12 protein-coding genes and 1 pseudogene are annotated in these 15,859 nt (G+C 61.4%); 9 read left to right on the forward strand and 4 right to left on the reverse strand.

Annotated elements, in window-relative coordinates:
• Window positions 1-1,079, forward strand: a pseudogene (locus MUB52_RS15060) (calcium-binding protein); the annotation flags it as partial.
• A 178-nt stretch (window positions 1,080-1,257) separates the two neighbouring features.
• Here the strand turns inward: MUB52_RS15060 and MUB52_RS15065 are convergent.
• On the reverse strand, window positions 1,258-2,424 hold the full coding sequence (locus MUB52_RS15065; protein WP_263845062.1) for a S8 family serine peptidase: 1,167 nt from the start codon (window positions 2,422-2,424) through the stop codon (window positions 1,258-1,260).
• Between the two features lie 183 nt (window positions 2,425-2,607).
• On the opposite strand from MUB52_RS15065, the gene MUB52_RS15070 reads away from it, so the two are divergent.
• Complete coding sequence (locus MUB52_RS15070) at window positions 2,608-3,174, forward strand: anti-sigma factor (RefSeq protein ID WP_263845063.1); 567 nt, start codon at window positions 2,608-2,610, stop codon at window positions 3,172-3,174.
• An 84-nt stretch (window positions 3,175-3,258) separates the two neighbouring features.
• Here the strand turns inward: MUB52_RS15070 and MUB52_RS15075 are convergent, their stop codons facing one another.
• Together MUB52_RS15075 and MUB52_RS15080 are read right to left on the reverse strand one after the other, a co-directional pair.
• Window positions 3,259-3,768 (reverse strand): RNA polymerase sigma factor, encoded by a 510-nt coding sequence (locus tag MUB52_RS15075; RefSeq protein ID WP_263845064.1) that lies wholly within the window; start codon window positions 3,766-3,768, stop codon window positions 3,259-3,261.
• A gap of 606 nt (window positions 3,769-4,374) precedes the next feature.
• Window positions 4,375-5,706: a S8/S53 family peptidase gene (locus MUB52_RS15080; protein WP_263845065.1), complete on the reverse strand. Its 1,332-nt coding sequence runs from the start codon at window positions 5,704-5,706 to the stop codon at window positions 4,375-4,377.
• A gap of 123 nt (window positions 5,707-5,829) precedes the next feature.
• Here MUB52_RS15080 and MUB52_RS15085 point away from each other — a divergent pair, with 123 nt between their 5' ends.
• From MUB52_RS15085 to MUB52_RS15105, 5 genes are all read left to right on the forward strand, one after another.
• Window positions 5,830-7,614 (forward strand): adenylate/guanylate cyclase domain-containing protein, encoded by a 1,785-nt coding sequence (locus MUB52_RS15085; RefSeq protein WP_263845066.1) that lies wholly within the window; start codon window positions 5,830-5,832, stop codon window positions 7,612-7,614.
• A gap of 27 nt (window positions 7,615-7,641) precedes the next feature.
• The gene (locus MUB52_RS15090) at window positions 7,642-8,817 is read left to right on the forward strand and encodes a phosphatase PAP2 family protein (RefSeq protein WP_263845067.1); all 1,176 of its coding nucleotides are present in this window, start codon (window positions 7,642-7,644) and stop codon (window positions 8,815-8,817) included.
• A gap of 255 nt (window positions 8,818-9,072) precedes the next feature.
• The gene (locus MUB52_RS15095) at window positions 9,073-10,005 is read left to right on the forward strand and encodes a DMT family transporter (RefSeq protein ID WP_263845068.1); all 933 of its coding nucleotides are present in this window, start codon (window positions 9,073-9,075) and stop codon (window positions 10,003-10,005) included.
• A 322-nt stretch (window positions 10,006-10,327) separates the two neighbouring features.
• Window positions 10,328-11,581: an acetamidase/formamidase family protein gene (locus tag MUB52_RS15100; protein ID WP_263845069.1), complete on the forward strand. Its 1,254-nt coding sequence runs from the start codon at window positions 10,328-10,330 to the stop codon at window positions 11,579-11,581.
• Window positions 11,574-12,077, forward strand: coding sequence for a hypothetical protein (locus MUB52_RS15105; protein ID WP_263845070.1), 504 nt, complete (start codon window positions 11,574-11,576; stop codon window positions 12,075-12,077). The genes MUB52_RS15100 and MUB52_RS15105 overlap by 8 nt, the downstream gene beginning before the upstream one ends.
• Window positions 12,078-12,182: 105 nt before the next feature.
• Here MUB52_RS15105 and MUB52_RS15110 read toward each other — a convergent pair whose 3' ends face one another.
• The gene (locus tag MUB52_RS15110; RefSeq protein WP_263845071.1) at window positions 12,183-12,623 is read right to left on the reverse strand and encodes a response regulator; all 441 of its coding nucleotides are present in this window, start codon (window positions 12,621-12,623) and stop codon (window positions 12,183-12,185) included.
• 125 nt (window positions 12,624-12,748) lie between these two features.
• Between MUB52_RS15110 and MUB52_RS15115 the strand changes: the two genes are divergently transcribed.
• Together MUB52_RS15115 and MUB52_RS15120 are read left to right on the forward strand one after the other, a co-directional pair.
• Entirely contained in the window at window positions 12,749-15,301 is a 2,553-nt protein-coding gene (locus MUB52_RS15115; RefSeq protein ID WP_263845072.1) for an HWE histidine kinase domain-containing protein, read from the forward strand.
• Window positions 15,298-15,855, forward strand: coding sequence for a heme oxygenase-like domain-containing protein (locus tag MUB52_RS15120; RefSeq protein ID WP_263845073.1), 558 nt, complete (start codon window positions 15,298-15,300; stop codon window positions 15,853-15,855). The genes MUB52_RS15115 and MUB52_RS15120 overlap by 4 nt, the downstream gene beginning before the upstream one ends.
• The last annotated feature ends 4 nt before the right edge of the window (window positions 15,856-15,859 follow it).

Consider the following 15,859-nt stretch of genomic DNA (forward strand, 5'->3'; position numbering starts at 1 on the left):
TCACCGGCGACGTGCTGAACGAGATCAAGCTCGATCTGGACGGCGGCGACGGTGTGGATACGCTGGATCTGAGCCAGGCCGCAGAGGCGGTCAAGGTGAACCTCAAGAAAGGCACGCTGAACGACTCCCACGCCGTGAACTTCGAGAATGTCGTGGGCACCGCTTTCGACGACAAGATCGTCGGCGACAAGCAGGACAACGTTCTGTCGGGTCAAGACGGCGAGGACAAGATCTTCGGCAAGGGCGGTGACGACACCATCATCGGCAACAAGGGCAACGACGCGATGTTCGGCGGGCGTGGCGACGACCTGCTGGTGTGGAACAACGGCGACGGCTCGGACCTGATGGATGGCGGCAAGGGCTATGACGTGCAGCAGGTCAACTTCGACACCGATCTGGTGAACGACGACCTGCAGAACGACGACGTGGCCGAGTTCTCGGTGACCGACGAGGGCATCCAGTTCGCCCGGATCGAGGTGAACGGCCAGACCGAACGCGGTCTCTTCCAGCTCGACATCCGCAACACCGAAGTGCAGGAAACCAACTTCGGCGGCGGCGAGGACACGGCGGTGATCACCGGCGACGTGCTGAACGAGATCAAGCTCGATCTGGACGGCGGCGACGGTGTGGATACGCTGGATCTGAGCCAGACATCCGGCCCCGTCAGCGTGAACCTTGAAACCGGCGCGATCGAGATTGACAACGGGGCTGGTCAAGATGCCTCTGCGATCAACTTCGAGAATGTTACCGGGACCGACAGCAACGATGTCATCGTCGGCAACGATCAGGACAATGTCATTCGCGGCGGTGCCGGGGATGACATCATGTCGGGTGGCGAGGGGGCCGACACCTTTGTCTTCTTTGAAGACGACATTGGCGTCGATGTCATCCTCGACTTCGAGGTTGGTGTCGACCAGCTGGCTTTCGTGACCACGAACCCCGACGTGACGACCGAAAACCTGCTCGGAAACATGACCCAGGTCGGCGACGATGTGGAGCTGACCGTCAACAATAAGGTGATCACGTTCGAGGATACACTCGTCACAGACTTCAGCGCCGATGATTTCATGATTGCGTAGGTAAATGTCGCATCTGAGGCGTGCAGCCCCGCCAGCGTGCAGCTGGCGGGGTTTGTTGTGCCGACCCTCGGATGAACAAGAGTAAGGCTCTCTCCGACCGCCGCTCTGATCGAACGCGAGAATCAAGCGCGCGTGTCAGTTTATACGCGGGGGGTCCAAGCGCTGAGTTGGCGCAGGCTCATTCGCCGCAAATGCCTTCGGCCAGGGCAAGCCCATATCCGAACATCCTGTCACGCCCTGTGGGGCCGAGCTCGGCGCTTGTTTCCGCAAGCCGCGCGCGGGCCTCAGACACATCGCGCGCGGTGGCCACCGACGGGTCCGCCGCCAGACGGGCGGTGACAAAGGGCGTGGCAATCGACGTGCCGGTGACAAAGCGCGGGCGTTCGCTGGTCGCAATGATAACGTCGACACCGGGGGCTGCCACATCCACATGAGGCCCGTGGACCGCATTGCTGTAGATGCGGCCCTCCACATCGACCGCTGTGACGGCGATCACCTCCTCGAAGCCTGCTGGATAGAGCGGATCGACGGTCGGCCCCTCGTTGCCGACGGCGGCGACCAGAATGAGGCCGCGCGCTGCGGCCCGCTCGACCGCCAGGTTCAAGAGTTTGTTGTAGGGGCCTGCAAGGGCGAGATTCACAAGGCGCACATCCTCGTCCGCCAACCAATCGAGCGCCCGCACCAATGCATCCGCCCCGGCGACGAGATCTGCGGCATCGGGCTCGCCGAATACATTCGCGCCGTAGAGCGTCACACCCTGCAGACGATCCGGATCGGCCAGAACGGCGGCCACGTCGGTGCCATGCGTTGTCTCGGCCGCAGGGCCGTCAAAGAATGTTTTCGTGATCACCCGCGTGCCAGCGAGGGCCGGAGAGGTGGTGTCGATGGCCGTATCGATCACACCAATTGGCATGCGTGCGCGGCATCCGCCTGCGTTCCAGCGCATCATTGCGTCCGCGTACTCCAGAGCCTGCGCCGCGCCAGCTTGCTGCTGCAGACGGTAGGCGTGGTTCACGCCCACCGTCGAGGTGGGCACCGCCGCCTCCAGTGCTGCGATGGCCTGCGGGCCCGTAACGCCATCCGGCATCCGATAGCTGAGCATCGTCAGGTCAAGCCCGTCGAGACGGGTCACGTCAAGCTCTTGATATCCCGCCGATTGCGTTGCCTGGCCCATCTGCGCGACGCTTTGGCGGTCGGGCACCAGCGCAATGATCGTGCGCGGCCCAACCACGTCGGCCGGGCCTGAGCCGGGTGCAGCCGCGTCCTGCAAGCTGGCGCAGCCCACCAGCGCAGCGGCAAGGCCTACCCCTGCCAAGCCCCGAACGAGATGTGCAAATTGACTCATGCTATACCTTCCTCAGCAACAGTCGGTGTATCCGGTGCAGGGCCGGGCACACGCAGGTCGTGTTGAACGACGGGTTGGTTCAACCGGCGGCCATAAAATGGCCACCCACCACAATAACTTTGAACCATGCAGCGAGATCGTGCGACAAAGAAGTGAACATTGCAACGATATGGGCGTGAAAGCGTGGATCGCGACCAAAACATACTCGACTATCTGCAGGACCGGCTGACAGCGGCCGACCGAGAGGCATTCGAAGCCGCGATGGCGCAAGACGGGTCTCTGGCTGCGGAAGTGAGCGTCATGCGGTCCGTTCGGGCGCAGTTGGCCGCGGCCCCCAAACACGAAAGCGCCGATGCCGTCTGGCAGCGGCTTTCGGCTGAAATGGAGAGCAGACCGCCCGCTGCAAACGACGACCGCCCGCCGTGGCAGCAGTTGCTCAAATACGCGGCCGTCGCGGTGCTCGCTGTTGCTGCCTGGCAGGTCACGATTGTCCCCCGGATGGGCGAGGCGCCCGGTGGTTTCCGCACCGCCAGTGAGCAGCCTGCCGCCTTCACGTTCCAGGTGAAGTTCGTTGAAAGTGCGACGCTTGGCGAGATTGCCGCTGTGCTCGGTCCGCTGGGTGGAACAATCACGGATGGCCCAAGCGCGCTTGGCCTCGTGCGTCTCTCCTTCGCGGAGGCCGGCTTGCGCGACGAGGCGCTGAAGGCCTTGGAAGGCCAAGTTGAGCTTGTGGAGTTTGTCGCAGACTAGATCATTTTGCCTTGAGTCGGAGACAGGGTGTCTCACCTACTATGTTGATTTCATTGAGATCAGGCAGCGACAGGTGATTCAGGTCTAAGGCGAATTGCTCGAACGCGGTTTTACGCGCAGTCCCAGTTCGAGACACCGCATCAGGGCCTGTTTGGCATGGTGAATGCGCGTCTTGATGGTGCCGACCGGGACCGCTTCGATATCTGCGATCTCCGGATAGCTCAGGTCTTCCAGAAACGCGAGCCGGATGGCGGCCTTTTGGGGTCCCGGCAGGCGTTCGATGCAACCGCGCAGCCGCGTGTTTTCCGCCGCAGCGATGGCCGCTGCCTCGGGGTTCGGCGCGGTGTCCTCATGCTCAGGAACCGCCTCGACATAGGACAGCTTGCCGCGCTTTCGCAGCGCATCAACCAGCTTGTTGCGCGCAATCGAGAAGAGCCAGGTCTTGACGCTCGACTTGCCGGCGAAGCGGCCAGCGGTCCGCCAAACGTCCAGCATGGCGTCGTGGACACAGTCCGACGCCAGCTCTGCATTCTGACACCGCGACAGGGCAAAGGCGTACACCGCGTCGTTGTGGCGGAGGTAGAAGGTATGCATCGCGCGTTTGTCGCCAGATCCGATTTGCTTGACCAGATCAGTGTCATCCATGGCCGCTGTTCCATACCTGACCGAAAGTGGCTTTCGTACAGCGCATGCCATTCGGCAGATACATGATCAACACCAAACTTTTGTACTTTGAGCCGCACTGCTCCGCGCGCAAGGCGTTGCTTCTCCTCGATCAGAACCGGCGAACGAAGGGACGTTGGCCGCACCTGCAACGGGGAAGCTGCCGGTCATGCGTCGCTCTTGCACAACCGATCACCTTTCTCCTGATGTCTCAAGATCTGCCGTCTTGCCATCTGACGGGGCGCCCCTCGGTCAAGCCAAAAGGTCCGAGCCGATTACCCATGCAGTGCTCTCATCCTTCACGTCTGTTGAGCCGCTTGGGTGGGGCCCGGACGCCGAGATACACCCTTTCAGGCGCGCAGATCGCAGGACCGACCATGGGCCACAAAACTGGCGTGCAGGATGATCTGATCTACAGGCTTGATCCGCCTGACACGATGTGTCTCTGAAAGGGGGACCGCTTCAACCACGATTGCTTTTCGGACCGAGGAGCACCGGTTCGTTGAGCAATGATGAGGCCAACCGCTGCAAAAAGTGTCAGACCTGCTCGAGTCTCTCCAGACAGTCGGCCAGTGCCGCGCAGTCGATGATCCCAGAGCCAAATCGCCACTCGGCGGGCGTCGTCCGGCCGCTTCCTTCGGTATAGCCTTCGCGGCGGGCCGTCTCTCGGATCTTGTCGATGAGAGCGGCGGGTGAGAGTAGATCGGCGGGAACACGTGTCCGAACAGCGGCGACAACGCCGGCCGCAACGGCGCAGGCGCCCGATGTGCCGGTGAACGCCGCATGCCTGTTGTCAGTCTCGCGAAACCAGCTTGGCGCGCAGACGTCGGGCTTGCGTGCTTCGGGTCCGATGGCGGGTGATCGCAGGCCTGCTGGTTCAGGCCCCTGCGCGCTTTCGCCGATCCATTGGCCAATCGCATCGACGGCGCCCACGGTCAGAACTGTACCAAGCCCATTTGACCCCATGATGCTTTGGAAGGGCCCGCGATCGGTCGGGCCGCTGCGTGGGTCCGGCCAGAACATCCCGTTGTTCCCGGCCGAAAAGATCACGTCGACATTTTTCGAGACCAGATACTCAAGCACGACCGAAAGCGGATGTCTCCGATCATCCGCGTAGGTGCCGAGAAACCGATCGTATTTGCGATCCAGAAGACCCCAAGCACAGACCACGACCCAGGATTCGTCCTGTCGGCTCCCGATAAGATCCAACAGGCGAAAAATCAGTTCGATGACCCGCGATGCAAAGAGATCGGCGTTCTCGATCCGGTCCGGCAGGATGGGCGCGTCAACGAGCTTCACATCCGGCGCAATCGATAGAACGCTCCGCGCGACAGCATTGGCGTGTCGCCGGGTTTCCTGGACATGTGGCTGGGTCTTGGATCCCATCAGATTCGGGATCGCTTCCACACCTTTTGTGTAGCCGATGCTGCTCAGATACCCTTCGTCCAGCCCGCCATCGACGATGACGACGTTCACGGGTTGACAGCCAGATGCCGAAAACGCCCGGAGCGCGTCGGCATCGATCAGCGTTTCGGCCCGGAGCCGGTCGAAGGCTGGCGCCGCTGGCGGCACGTTGCGCCGACCACCGTGTTCAGCCAGCGCAATGGGCGCATCAACGCCCAGCAGGAACTGTCCACCGAGGTTGAATTGGCTGCGTGTCTTGGTCTCTTGAGGAACGACGATTTGCCCCTCCTCGAAGGATGGGAAGCTGCTCCGAATGTCTTCCTCGGTCACGAAAACGACCGCAAACTCATCGGTCACTCGGGTCATCTCCTGTTCGTATTCGAATGAGATCGCGATCAGCTTGCGGACCTCATCGTCGAAACCGGCAACCCCGCGCCAGATGAAATATCGGTGTCGCTCAGACATGGTCATGGCCTCGCAAAGGCGGTCAAACGTTAACTTTTGTCGAAATTACTTTTGGGATAGTGTAAGGATAGCAGGCCCTTGAATCAATCATAAGGCCCAGCAACACCCGTGGCCGCACGAGCAATGTTAACACAGGCCACCGATGCAGTGGCGTCGCGCCCCGCAAAGCGCCTCGCGGCGATCATGTTCGCGGATGCGGTCGATTTCACCGCGTTCACTTCGCGGGATGAAGATCATGCCATTGCGGTCCTGCACGACTTTCTGACGTCAACGGCGCACCCTCTGTTGGATGAGTTGAAGGCCGAGACGCGCAAAGATCTGGGCGACGGTCTCTTGGCCACATTCCAGAGCGTCGAGACAGCGGTGCACTGCGCCGAACGTCTTCAGGCCGTGCTCGCTGCGGAGCGCGCTGAAAATCACCCGCGGTGGGAGGGCCTCCGGTTTCGGATCGCCGTCCATTTTTCGGATGTGCAATATGTGGGCGGTGACGTGTTCGGCGAAGGGGTCAATCTGGCAAAGCGACTGCAGGAGGCTGCGGCGACCGATGCGGTGATCCTGTCGCACGCCGTTTGCGAGAGTATCCGGCCGACCCGTGCATCCGAGATACGAGACTTGGGCTTCGTCGCCCTGAAGGGATTTGAGCGGCCGGTGCGTGCCTATGATTTGATCTCGGGGCCGTCTTCTTCCTTGCGGGTCTTGCGCGCCGAAGAAGAGATACCGTCAATCGCCGTTCTGCCCTTCGAGAACCTCGGCGCGTCCGAGCGTGACGCGTATTTCGCGGATGGCCTTGTGGAGGACATCATCGGGTCCTTGTCGGGACTGCGCGAGATGGTGGTCATCGCGCGGGGCTCGACCCTTGGTTTCAGGGAACGCCATATCGATCCGCTGGACGCGCGGCGTGTTCTCGGGGTGCGCTACGTTCTGCAAGGCACCATCCGGCGTTGGCAAGGGGCCATTCGTCTCTCCGCGACACTCAGCGACACCGAGACCGGTGGAACCATGTTTTCCACACGATCCGACATTCGCGAGGACCAGCTCTTCAAGCAGCAGGACCGGATCGTGTCGGAAATCGTCACCAGCATCGCGCCGCAGGTGCGTCAGGCGGAACTGAAGCGCGCCATCCGCAAACCGCCCGAGGTATTCTCGGCATACGACTGCCTGCTGAAGGCGCTCGACCTGATGCGCCAACTGACGCCGGAGCGCTATGACGAGGCGCGCCGGTTTTTGGATCAGGCGGTTGCGGAAGACGTCAACTTCGCCGCTGCCTACGGCTGGCGGGCTGCGTGGTGGATCATGATGGTGGTCCAGGGCTGGACTGACGATCGGGATCTCGCGACCTCCGAAGCGGAACGCGATGCGAAACGGGCGGTGAAGCTTGACGGCGCCAACGCACAGGCGCTCGCGATACTGGCGCAAACCAAGGCCTTCATGCGGGGGGATCACGAAGCCGCACTTGAGCTGATGGAGCGCGCGCGTCGCGCCGGGCCCGGCAATACATTTGTGCTCATGATCTCCGCGGGGACCATGGCCTACGTGGGGCGTGGCCAAGACGCGGTCAAATACGCAGAGCAGGCGCATCAGCTTGTGCCGCTCGATCAGATTCCGTTCCGCGAGTTCGATTGGCTCGCGCTGGCGCATTACTCAGCCGGCAATTACGAGCGCGCGACCTACTGGGCCCGCCGCGCGCTCGATGAGCAAAAAGGGCACTTGCCCTCTTTGCGATTGCTGGCAGCCTCGCTTGCCGCAGATGGCAAGTTGGATGCCGCGCGGGAAACCGCGGAAATCCTGCTGTCCAATGCGCCGGAGTTTCGGCTAAGCGAGTATGCGAAAGCGCACGCGACCTTCGCGGACGCGGGGCTGCAAAAGGGCTGGATCGACCATCTGCGCGCCGCCGGTCTTCCGGACTGAGACCATTCTTTGTAAGGAGATTGCCACATGCACAATTCGAACAACTCCAATAACTCGAACAATTCAAACAATTCGAACAATTCCAATAACTCGAACAATTCGAACAACTCCAACGCCTCGATGACGGGATCGTCCGGAAGTGCGGGCGGCGGGCGCACGCTTGGCATCACCGCGAATATCGAGCGTGCGAACATGCCCGATGTCCCGGATGATCCGAGCCTCTGGTGGTGGCGCGGCCAGGCCTGGCCGCATGTTGACCCGAGCATCACCCATACCAAGAACCCCGATCCGGCCCGCCCGCTGCGCCTGCACGAGTATTACAATCTGAACATCGGTGGTGTGTGGACCGATGCGCATTGGGGGCCGTTTCCCTACGCTCGCAGCCTGTTGCCCGAGCTTTCACACCATATCCAATCCTGGGCCCCCTTCGATGGGCCTCCTCAATCGCTCGGGTTTCCGGCCACGGGAGCGGAGCCTTTTGACTTCGACGCGGTCGCGGCAGCCGATGCTCCCTTCGAGGCGCTTGAGGCCTGGCCGGCAACGGTAGCGCAGGATCTTTCCGTACTTGAGCAGGAATTGATCGAGCTGGTCGGGCTCATCGAGTATCGGGCGGGCGTTCTGGCCGAAGCTCTCGAACAGGCGGTGTCGATCGATCAGTGCTTCAGCGGGATCATCACGTTCAACCGGATCACCCATCCGAACACCGCGAAACTGACGGCTTTCGCCATCGAAGCCGGTACCCATATCGCGATGCTGTTCAAGGCCTTCTACAACCGTCCGCGCCCGTCGCAGCTGTGTCCGACACTGTTGCCGCCGATCGATCCGCCCGAGCATGCGTCGTTTCCCAGCGGGCACGCGACCCAAGCGTGGCTGACCGCGCTGCTTTTGGACGCTGCAATGGGCGGCCAGTTGCAGCCGCAACCGATCCCCGATGTCACCTTCTCGAAGGAGCGGACAAATCCGCTGTTCGACATGGCGCGCCGCATCGCCCGAAACCGCGAAATCCTCGGGTTGCACTACCCGTCGGACAGCGAAGCCGGGCGCAGGCTGGCGCATGCCGCCTATGCGACGATCATACGGGTGGACTCCGGCCGCATCCGAGACCTCATGACGGCCGCGCGGCAGGAATGGGGCAACGGCCCGCTTGAGGTCCCGGAAACAGAATGGCCCGCGCAGGAGACGGAAGAGCAGGAGGAGTGCTAGAGCTTTGAAAGGCCGAGACGCCTGAGGGCGCACTGCAAGCTTTTCGGAAGGCGGATTCCATATTCGCTGTGACGCATTGGAACAGCGTCAGTCGGCGCGGCACCGCCGGGCTTCGCCGGGAGCGGCTTTGGGCTGGCTGCCGCCACCTGACCGGGACTGCCAGATGACGGCGCGAGAGCCCCCCGCATCCGAGTTTCTGCGGGATTGCAAGTCTTGCCATTTATCATCCACCGAGTTGCCGCTAGCGTTCCGAACATGACCGGCCGTTCCGATAAGACGTCTCAGGACAATGTGCCATTGGGGGTGGCAACAATCGTTGGGACGGTCCTCGCCCTTTCGCTCGGCGATGCCCTGATCAAGTCACTCGGCGGGGGCGGCGGCATGGGGCTCTGGCAGCTGTTCGCCGTGCGGTCCGCACTTGCCGTCCCGGTTCTTCTGATCGCGGCGCTCGTTGTGTTCGGAGCGCGCCGTCTCGTGCCACGCTCGATGGCCTGGATCATGATACGATCCGCATTGCTGGCGTGTATGTGGATCGCCTACTACGTTTCGCTTCCGCTTCTCCCCCTGGCAGTCGCCGCGGCTGCGTATTACACGTTGCCGCTGTTCATCGTTGCCTTTGCTGCCGTATTCGGTGGCGAGGCGGTCGGACGGATGCAGTGGGTGGGCGTTGTCCTGGGATTTCTGGGCATTCTGCTCGTGTTGAGACCGGGCGGTGAGGCGTTTCAATGGGCCGCACTTCTGCCGATCTTCTCCGCCGTGCTGTATGCTGCGGCCATGATCCTGACGCGGACCAAATGCCTGCATGAGCACCCTGCAACACTTGCGTTGGGCCTTAATGCGACCTTCATCGTCTTGGGGATCGCTGGGCTATTGGTGGGGTCGTTGTTTCACGTCGATGCATCGGGGTTCTTGACGACATCATGGACGGCCATGTCGTCGGTGGAGTGGCGGAACGTCGCGATCTTGGCCGCTCTGATCCTCGTCGCATCCGTCGGCACGGCAGTGGCATATCAGGCCGCCCCTGCCTCGACCGTCGGCACCTTCGACTTCGCGTATGTTGGTTTTGCCTTGATCTGGGGTGCGCTGTTCTTCGATGAACGACCTGATACATTTGCTCTGATTGGAATAGCACTCATAGTTCTGGCCGGCCTGTTGGCGGTTCGGCGGCCCAAGACACCCATGAACTGAGGTTCGGAACATCCGTGCAAGGGTTGGTTTGGCCCCGAACATGGCCTGCTGAGCGTTGACGGCCATGTGCACTCGGGATCACATGCCGCCACTTGACCAGTCTGCTCTGCGCCTGCAGCGCGCCGCCGTAGCGTAAAGTATGTGTTGCGCAGAAAAACATCTTTTGTAGCCTACATGCGGGATCCCTGTGCACGTCGGGCGATCAACTTGCCTTTGGCCGCGCGGGCTCTTCGGGTGGGAGGGGTTTTGCACCACTCTTCACTTCAGACGCGCATCTCGCCGCTCCGAACAGATCCGCGCAAAACACGAGAGGGAGACAGACATGACATCGCATTACGTCCGGATCGCAGGCTGTTGCCTTGCCGCATTGGCGGCACCGGTGATGGCCGACACCACAGAGGTGACCTGGAAGACGGAGGTCGTGGTCGCGAAGGAGGGCGCGTTCTGCTCGGACGACCCGAACTGCTTCAATCGCTACCACCCCGACATCCCTGCGGTTGCGACGGCGTCGCCGGGCGATTTCATTATCTTCGAGACGCGGGATGCGCTGGACAGCGACCTGACGCTGGACTCCAACGCCGACGATGTCGCGGCCCTGGATCTATCCGGCGTGCATCCGATGACAGGCCCGGTTGCGATCGAAGGTGCGGAACGCGGCGATGTGCTCGCCGTGACGGTCGTCGACATCAACCCCGACCAGTTCGGATATACGGTGATCGTGCCGGGCTTTGGCTTCCTGCGCGACGAGTTCACCGAACCCTATTTCGTCGGCTGGAAGCAGAGCCGCACGCACGCCGTCTCCGATGCGATGCCGGGGATCGCGATCCCCTACGAAGCCTTCACGGGCTCCATCGGCACGATGCCGGGTGAGCCCGAAGTTGACGCATGGCTCGCCCGCGAGACCGCCCTCGCCGCGGTGGGCGGCATCGCGCTGCCGCCCGAGCCCACCGGCGCGCATCCAGCCGCGATCTGCGGTGCAGGCGGCACTCAGGAGCAACGCTGCCTGCGGACCGTGCCGCCGCGTGAAAACGGTGGCAACATGGACGTGCAGCAGATGCAGGTGGGGACCACGATCCTGATCCCGTGCTTCGTCGACGGCTGCAACCTCTTCGTCGGTGATGTGCACTACGCCCAAGGGGATGGTGAGGTGTCCGGCACGGCGATCGAAACCGGCGCTGTGGTCACGGTCACCACCCAGATCCGAAAGGGCCAGGGCGAATTCATCACCAGCCCGCAGGTCGAAGGCGGCCAGCAGATCAAGGATATCGAACCTTCCGCCTTCCACCAGACAATCGGCTATCCGTTCAAGGAGACCGGTACGGTTCCGACGTACCACACCTATCTCGAAAGCGAAGTCATCGAGGATTTGCCCCAGCTGTCCGAAGACCTGACGCTGGCCGCGCGCCATGCGCTGACGCAGATGATCGATCACATCACGCGGACCTACGATCTGACTCGGGAACAGGCCTATGTGCTCGCCTCGGTTGCGGTGGACCTGCGCGTTGGCCAAGTGGTCGACGTGCCGAACTACATCATCACGGCGGTGCTCAACAAGGACGTCTTCGTCGATGAATAGAAGAGGCTTTCTGGCTCTGGCGGGAGCTGCGCTGGCCGCGCCCGCCTCCGCCCACACGCCTTACGGTCAGTGGGTGGTCTATCGGCAGAAGCACCTTCTGGTCGGTGCGCATCGGGGCGATCTGCGCACCTACGATTTGGCAAAGGCCGTGGTTGGGGCATTGGCCGAGGAATTGCCCGAGGCACAGGCACGCGTGGCGCGCGGGCCGCGGCCGCAGCGGATTGCATCGCTGATGGGCACCGGCCAGCTGTTTCTGGCGGTTCTCTCTGCGGATGAGGCTGCGCGGATGGCGCGCGCCGAGGCTCCGTTCGAAGGCTATCGTCCGACACCGGTGCACGCGGTGGCGGCCCTCGATGCCGAGTACCTGCTGTTCGCGGCCCCGGAATTCCCTCTGGATCACGGACGGCTCATCGCGCAAGCGGTGGATCACGCCGGGTTGGGTCTTCGACCAACCGGGCAGACGATGCATGCCGGTGCTGCTGCCTATTGGGGCTGATTTGGACGTTGCCAGCGCAACAGCGCATTGGACTTGCGTCCAACCAGCATGAGTCCGCTGTCGCTGATTTCAAAAATGCCCAGACAGCCGGAACGACGCTTGGCGCTAGCTTAGCCGTGATGTCGGGCCATCGACGGGCCGTCCCTCAATGAGACGCGACACCGTGTCAATCAGTTGGACATCATTGAAAGGCTTCTCAAGGCAGGCGTCGGCCCCCAACGACCGGGCCATGTCTAGAAGATGATACAGCCCGGGCTGTTTTGTCGCGCCGCTGACACAAAGGATCGGGATGGCGCGAAGGGCCTCGTTCTTCTGCGCGGGCGATTTCAGCCAGCTGATCAGGATCACGCCGCCATCGGTCGAGGGGCGCTCGTCCTCGTAGATGATGAGGTCCACGATGACCAGATCATAAGTTTCTGATTCGAAACACTTTATGGCATCACTGGCAACAGTTCGAACATCCACGTCCATGCCGTGTTCGGTCAGCAGCGCCTTGATGTTGAAAGACAGGGAAAAGTCGTCTTCCAGCAGCAGAACACGTGTCATCTCGCTTCCTCCAGGTCCGCGTCAAAGAGAACGGCGTGTAAAGAAAGTCTTACACATTCCTGTAGCATTGGTCTAAACGTCAATGTAGTCCCCGGATCTTACCAACTTCTCTAAGGATAGCGCTCATGACGTCCAACCTGTCCAGTCAGGAAGTCTTGGAAGCTCTGGAGTCATGCGCCTCGGAGCCCATCCATATTCCCGGCATTGTTCAGCCATTTGGATGCCTTCTGGCTGTCGACAAGCAGAGCATGACACTGGTCACCGCCAGTACCAATACAGAGCAATTCCTCAGTTTGCCATACCAGGCGCTGCTGGGACGGAAGCTGAACGATATTCTGGGGTCCGAAGCCTGGCACGAATTGCGCAACGTGCAGACGCAGGAAGACCTGCTGAATTCCTCCGTGATCGTTGGCGATTTTCAGATGGGAGAGCAGCTACTGACCCTGCATGCCTCCGAACAAGAGGGCATGTTGATCCTTGAGTTCGAAAAGGCCGGCGCGCCCGAGTTTTCAGGCTCCAACATCCTCAAAACGATTAGTTTTTTGACACGCAAGATCGAAGCCTGCGACTCCGAGCAGGCGTTGTTCGATATCTCGACCCGCCTGTTGCGCCACCTCACCGAGTATGATCGCGTGATGATCTACCGGTTCGACAGCGCGTTCAACGGTGAAGTTCTGGCCGAAGATCGCCACCGCGCCATGCCCAGCTTTGAAGGTCTGCGGTTTCCGCACTGGGACATACCGCCACAAGCCCGCGCGATGATGGAGAAGATCCCGCTTCGCTTCATCGTGGACGCGCATCAGGAGCCTGTTTCCCTTGCCTCTTCGGATCCGGAGGCGGATCCGCTCGACATCAGCCTCGCTGTGACGCGCGGCGTCTCGAGCGTGCATATGGAGTACCTCCACAACATGGGGGTCGAGTCCACGATGACGCTGACGATCAAGCTCGAAGATCAGCTTTGGGGGATCATCTCGTTCCACCACCGCACACCGCGGCTGATCTCGGCGCAGCTCCGAGCCGTGCTGATCAGTGTCGCGCGGATGTTTTCGGCCAAGCTGCAGGTTTTACAGCAAAAATCCTATCTCGCGATGGTCTCAAGGGTCGACGACTACAAGGATGAGATCCTGGGCAACCTCACGAATGATTCGGGGTTCGAAAAATTCGGCAGCATGGTGGTCGACATCTTGGGGGCCTGTGGTCTGATCGTCGTCCAAGCAGATCAGCAACGCGCGTTCGGAACCGTCCCCAGCGCCGAGGTCTGCGCGGCCCTTGAAGCAACGCTCGCCGATGATGTGGACTTCGGCCAGTTCGAGAACCTGGAGAGCGTTTTTCCGGACCTCAGCGACCATCTCAACGGCTGCGCCGGCGCGCTTGTGTTCTCCCCGTCGTCCGATCGCACTCTGTTCGTCTTCCGAGAGGAAATCGAACGGCAAGTCTCCTGGGCGGGCGATCCGGTCAAGCACGCCCAGACCCATCAGCGGCGCCTGAGGCTGTCGCCCAGAGGGTCATTTGCAACCTATCTTGAAAACGTGCGCGGCATGTCGGCCCCCTGGTCCGCTCAGGACCTCTATTTTGCCAGACGTGTCTGGACCCTGATCAATTCGATGGACCGAAGCGAGCTCATTTCGTCCCTGAACCGTCAACAGAAGATCATGATTGATGAGTTGAACCACCGGGTTCGCAACATTCTGTCGCTTGTTCGCTCTGTCTCGCAGCAGGCGCAGAACAGCAGCTATGGATCGCTCAACTCCTACTCGCGTTCGCTCGAGGCACGCATCGAAGCTCTGGCCGCCTCTCATGATCTGGCCTCCGGCAGTCTGACGTCCGCGGTTCCCGTCGAAGAACTCGTCCGGCGGGAGTTCGAGCCCTATCTGGTCCAGAACTCCGGTCGACTGTTATTGTCGGGCGAAAGCCGGGACATTCGCCCGGACATCTCGCCGATCTTTTCCCTCGTGATCCATGAGTTGGTCACAAATGCGGTGAAATATGGCGCGCTCTCGACGCAGGATGGTGAAGTGGCCATTCGCCTCGAACGCGCGTCTGACGGTTTGCTGGTTCATTGGGTGGAAACGGGCGGGCCGTCTGTGCAAGCGCCGAACGCCCTTGGGTTTGGAACCACCTTGATCCGCGAGGCGATCCCCTTCGAGTTGAACGGGGAGGCCGAGTTGGACTTCGAAGCCGCTGGTGTCACGGCGCGTCTAAAGTTGCCGGACGCGTGCTTTGAGTTAGGCCATGTCGAGATCGATAAGAGCACTCGGCGTGATCTGACCTCCATGTCCGACAACCACTTCAGAGAAATTTCAGATACAGCGTCCTGTCTGCTGCTGGAGGACAATTTCGTCATCGCCATGGGGACGAGCGACCAAATACAGAAGCTTGGTGTCGAGACGGTCGACGTGGTGGCCAATGTGGCCGCGGCCATCGAATACCTCGAGGCGCTTGAGCCCACCTTTGCCATTCTGGACATCAGCCTGGCGGGCGGTGAAACGAGTATCCCCTTCGCCGAGATCCTCGCGAAGCGGCGGATCCCGTTCATCTTCGTGACCGGCTTCGGAGACAGTGATCAGTTGCCTGTAGCGCTGAAAGACACCATCAAGCTGACCAAGCCGGCCACGGATGCGGAGCTGCGAGATGCAATCGGAGAACTGTTGCTCAGGAAAAGCGGAGCGTTGAGTTGAGCGTCATTTGGCCCATCGAGACCAATCGCGCGGTCCTGCGCCGCCGGACCCGAAACTGCCACGAGAGGGCAGAAGAGGCGTGGTTCAGAGGCGGCGAATTCGGCTCGCGCCTGAGCTATGAGGGCTGGCTGGCAGCCCTTTGCCGGGCACATTCGGAGCTCGGTCTGCCCTCCGCACGGAGGCTCGGAGACGATCAGTACATCGCGATCGAGTGCGGCAGATGTTTGGCGCTGAACGAAGACCTGGGCACGACCGGTGCCGTGACAGGGCAGGCGGTGCAGCGCACCACCTCCTGGGCATGGGGCGTGCAATACGCGCTGAACGGCTCCGCACTGGGCGCATCGGTTCTCTTGAAGTCGGGCGCGTTGCAAGACGGCTGGCCCCGGGCGTATCTGACGCAGATGCAGGCGTTTGCGACCTCGGGCGCGCTCAAGCGGTTCTTTGCAACCCTTGATGCGCTCGACCTGGATATCCGGGAGGCCGAAGCGGGCGCCGAGCGCGTCTTTTCATCGCTCAGCGAGCACTCCTCCGAGAAGGTCGCACGGTCGAGGTAGCTTC

This window comes from Roseobacter sinensis, assembly GCF_025755255.1.
Classification (GTDB): Bacteria; Pseudomonadota; Alphaproteobacteria; order Rhodobacterales; family Rhodobacteraceae; genus Roseobacter; species Roseobacter sinensis.

Excerpts from the sequence above, each read along its gene's own strand:
- MUB52_RS15105 (WP_263845070.1), top strand. The coding sequence starts at position 11,574 with ATGAATAGAAGAGGCTTTCTGGCTCTGGCGGGAGCTGCGCTGGCCGCG.
- MUB52_RS15085 (WP_263845066.1), top strand. The coding sequence starts at position 5,830 with ATGTTAACACAGGCCACCGATGCAGTGGCGTCGCGCCCCGCAAAGCGC.
- MUB52_RS15095 (WP_263845068.1), top strand. The coding sequence starts at position 9,073 with ATGACCGGCCGTTCCGATAAGACGTCTCAGGACAATGTGCCATTGGGG.
- MUB52_RS15100 (WP_263845069.1), top strand. The coding sequence starts at position 10,328 with ATGACATCGCATTACGTCCGGATCGCAGGCTGTTGCCTTGCCGCATTG.
- MUB52_RS15110 (WP_263845071.1), bottom strand. The coding sequence starts at position 12,623 with ATGACACGTGTTCTGCTGCTGGAAGACGACTTTTCCCTGTCTTTCAAC.
- MUB52_RS15075 (WP_263845064.1), bottom strand. The coding sequence starts at position 3,768 with ATGCATACCTTCTACCTCCGCCACAACGACGCGGTGTACGCCTTTGCC.
- MUB52_RS15080 (WP_263845065.1), bottom strand. The coding sequence starts at position 5,706 with ATGTCTGAGCGACACCGATATTTCATCTGGCGCGGGGTTGCCGGTTTC.
- MUB52_RS15065 (WP_263845062.1), bottom strand. The coding sequence starts at position 2,424 with ATGAGTCAATTTGCACATCTCGTTCGGGGCTTGGCAGGGGTAGGCCTT.
- MUB52_RS15090 (WP_263845067.1), top strand. The coding sequence starts at position 7,642 with ATGCACAATTCGAACAACTCCAATAACTCGAACAATTCAAACAATTCG.
- MUB52_RS15115 (WP_263845072.1), top strand. The coding sequence starts at position 12,749 with ATGACGTCCAACCTGTCCAGTCAGGAAGTCTTGGAAGCTCTGGAGTCA.